Raw genomic sequence first — 3,044 nt, 5'->3', positions numbered from 1 at the left:
CGCGCAGCGGGGCGTGGTGCTGGCGCGGATGTCGGGATCGGGGGCGACCTGCTTCGCGCTGTTCGGAGACATCGCCGCGCGCGATGCGGCGAGCGCGGCGATCGGCGCGGCGCGGCCGGACTGGTGGCGGCTCGCGACCCGGCTGCGCGCGGCATGATGCCGGTCGCGATTGAGGGCGGCGTGCGATCGGGGCTGCTGCTGATCGGCGATCATGCCTCCAACCATGTTCCGCCCGATATCGACCTTGGCATCGATGCGGCGCTGCTCGACGAGCATGTCGCGATCGATATCGGCGTCGCGGCGCTGGGCGGGGCGCTGTGCGCGGCGCTCGATTGTCCGGGGCTGCTGGGGCCCGTCTCGCGGCTGGTGATCGATTTCAATCGCGAAGAGGATGCGCCGGGACTGATTCCGCTATCGAGCGACGGGCATCGCATCCCTGGCAACGCGCGTCTGGACGAAGCGGCGCGCGGCGCGCGGCTCGATCGTTTCTGGCGGCCTTATCATCGCGCGATCGCCGAACGGATCACAACTGAGCGTCCCAAGATGTTGATATCGCTGCACAGCTTTACGCCTATGCTGCGCGAAGGCGGCACGCCCCGGCCATGGCAGATCGGCGTGCTCTACAATCGGGACGCGCGCGCCGCCCGCATCGCGATCCCGCTGCTGGAGGCGGCCGGCATCGTCACCGGCGACAACCAGCCTTATTCGGGCAGGCTGCTCAACGCGACGATGAACCGGCATGCGGAGGCCGCCGGGCTTCCCTATCTCGGGCTGGAGGTGCGGCAGGACCTGATCGGCGATCCGGGCGGCGTGGCGCATTGGGCAGCGCGGTTGGCGCCGGTGATCGTGGCGACGTCGGACGGCCTTTAGAAGGCTGCCTGTTCAAGATGAACGTCACCCCGGCCTTGAGCCGGGTGACGAGGGCCCAGCAGGCTTCCAATTCGCGGATCGCGGCTTAGAGGCTAGGGCGTTTCGAGGAAGGCTCATGACACAGTTCGACAAGTCCAAGCTCCCCAGCCGCCATGTCTCGGTCGGCCCCGAGCGCGCGCCGCACCGCAGCTATTATTATGCGATGGGGCTGACCGAGGAGGAGATCGGGCGGCCGTTCGTGGCGGTGGCGAGCGCGGGCAACGACAGCGCGCCGTGCAACACGACTCTGGATGCGCAGGCCGATGCCTGCCGCAGGGGCGTCGAGCAGGGCGGGGGGATGCCGCGCCGCTTCAACACGATCACCGTGACCGACGGCATCGCGATGGGCCATCAGGGGATGAAATCGAGCCTCGTCAGCCGCGAGGTGATCGCCGATTCGGTCGAGCTTTCGGTGCGCGGGCATTGCTATGACGCGCTCGTCGCGTTCGCGGGGTGCGACAAGAGCCTGCCGGGAATGATGATGGCGATGCTGCGCCTCAACGTGCCCGCGATCTTCGTCTACGGCGGATCGATCCTGCCGGGGCGTTTCGACCAGCGCGACGTGACCGTCGTCGACGTGTTCGAGATCGTCGGCCAATATGCCGCCGGCACCTGCCCGATCGAGCGCGTCCATGCGCTGGAGAAGGTCGCCTGCCCCGGCCACGGCGCGTGCGGCGGCCAGTTCACCGCCAACACGATGGCCTGCGTCGGGGAAGCGATCGGATTATCCTTGCCGAACAGCAATATGGTGCCGGCGCCTTATACGTCGCGTGAGCAGATCGCGGTTGCGGCGGGCGCGCAGGTGATGGAATTGCTCGCCGCCAACATCCGCCCGCGCGACATCTGCACGCGCGACGCGTTCGAGAATGCGGCGCGGATCGTCGCGGCGACGGGAGGATCGACCAACGGCGCGCTCCATTTGCCGGCGATGGCGCATGAAGCGGGGATCGCCTTCGATCTGTTCGACGTCGCCGAGATCTTCAAGACGACCCCCTATATCGCCGACCTCAAGCCGGGCGGCCAATATGTCGCCAAGGACATGTACGACGCGGGCGGCGTCTATATGGCGATGAAGACGCTGATGGCGGAGGGCTTCCTGCACGGCGACTGCCTGACGGTGACGGGCAGGACGCTGGGCGAGAATATCGAGCGGGTGACGTGGAACCCCGACCAGAAGGTGATCTACGACGCCAGGACGCCGATCACGCCGACGGGCGGGGTCGTCGGGCTCAAGGGCAGCCTCGCGCCCGATGGCGCGATCGTCAAGGTGGCGGGCATGCATCGGCTGACGTTCGAGGGGCCGGCGCGCGTGTTCGATTGCGAGGAGGATTGCTTCGCCGCGGTCGAGAAGCGCGACATCGCCGAGGGATCGGTGATCGTCATCCGCTACGAAGGACCAAAGGGCGGGCCGGGGATGCGCGAGATGCTCTCGACCACCGCCGCGCTCTATGGGCAGGGGATGGGCGAGAAGGTGGCGCTGATCACCGACGGGCGCTTTTCGGGCGCGACGCGGGGCTTCTGCATCGGCCATGTCGGCCCCGAGGCGGCGGACGGCGGGCCGATCGCGCTGATCGAGAATGGCGATCCGATCCGCATCGATGCCGAGGCGGGGACGATCGACCTGCTCGTCGATCCCAACATCCTCGCCGATCGCCGGTCGCACTGGCAGCCGCGCGCCAACGATTATCAGGCGGGCGCCTTGTGGCGCTATGCGCGGAACGTCGGCCCCGCGAGCAAGGGCGCGGTGACGCATCCCGGCGCGGCGGCGGAGACGCATGTCTACGCCGATATCTGAGGATCGGTTCGCGATCGTCGCTTCCCGGGGGCCGGTCCGGCGCATGCGCATCAGCGCGCCCCGCGACGCGTCGATCGCCGTGCTGACCGACGCCGAGACGCGCGCCGCCGAGCAGATATTGTTCGATCGGGGCGTTTCGCCGGAAGCGCTAATGGAGCGGGCCGGCGCCGAGATCGCCGGGATCATCGCGGAACGCCTCGCCGGTGAGACGATCCTCGTCGCCTGCGGACCGGGCAACAACGGCGGCGACGGCTATGTCGTCGCGCGGCTGCTGCGCGAGCGCGGCTTCGACGTCCGCGTCGCCGCGCTGGCGGAGCCGCGCACCGGGGCGGCGCGGCTC

General features: G+C 68.8%; 3 protein-coding genes and 1 pseudogene. All 4 read left to right on the top strand.

Going from position 1 to position 3,044, the window contains the following annotated elements; genetic code table 11:
- Nucleotides 1-157, top strand: a pseudogene (locus HUU94_RS04395) (4-(cytidine 5'-diphospho)-2-C-methyl-D-erythritol kinase); the annotation flags it as partial.
- Complete coding sequence (locus HUU94_RS04390; protein ID WP_174273891.1) at nt 154-870, top strand: N-formylglutamate amidohydrolase; 717 nt, start codon at nt 154-156, stop codon at nt 868-870. The pseudogene HUU94_RS04395 and the gene HUU94_RS04390, both read left to right, overlap by 4 nt.
- A gap of 115 nt (nt 871-985) precedes the next feature.
- On the top strand, nt 986-2,704 hold the full coding sequence (ilvD, locus tag HUU94_RS04385; protein ID WP_174273890.1) for a dihydroxy-acid dehydratase: 1,719 nt from the start codon (nt 986-988) through the stop codon (nt 2,702-2,704).
- A gap of 43 nt (nt 2,705-2,747) precedes the next feature.
- Nucleotides 2,748-3,044: NAD(P)H-hydrate epimerase (locus HUU94_RS04380; RefSeq protein WP_302480179.1), on the top strand; the 297-nt coding region annotated here is incomplete at its 3' end.

This window comes from Sphingomonas bacterium (assembly GCF_903644055.1).
GTDB lineage: Bacteria > Pseudomonadota > Alphaproteobacteria > Sphingomonadales > Sphingomonadaceae > Sphingomonas_I.
The sequence above is the reverse complement of the archived record's forward strand: the minus strand, read 5'-3'. Positions and strand labels throughout refer to the sequence as shown.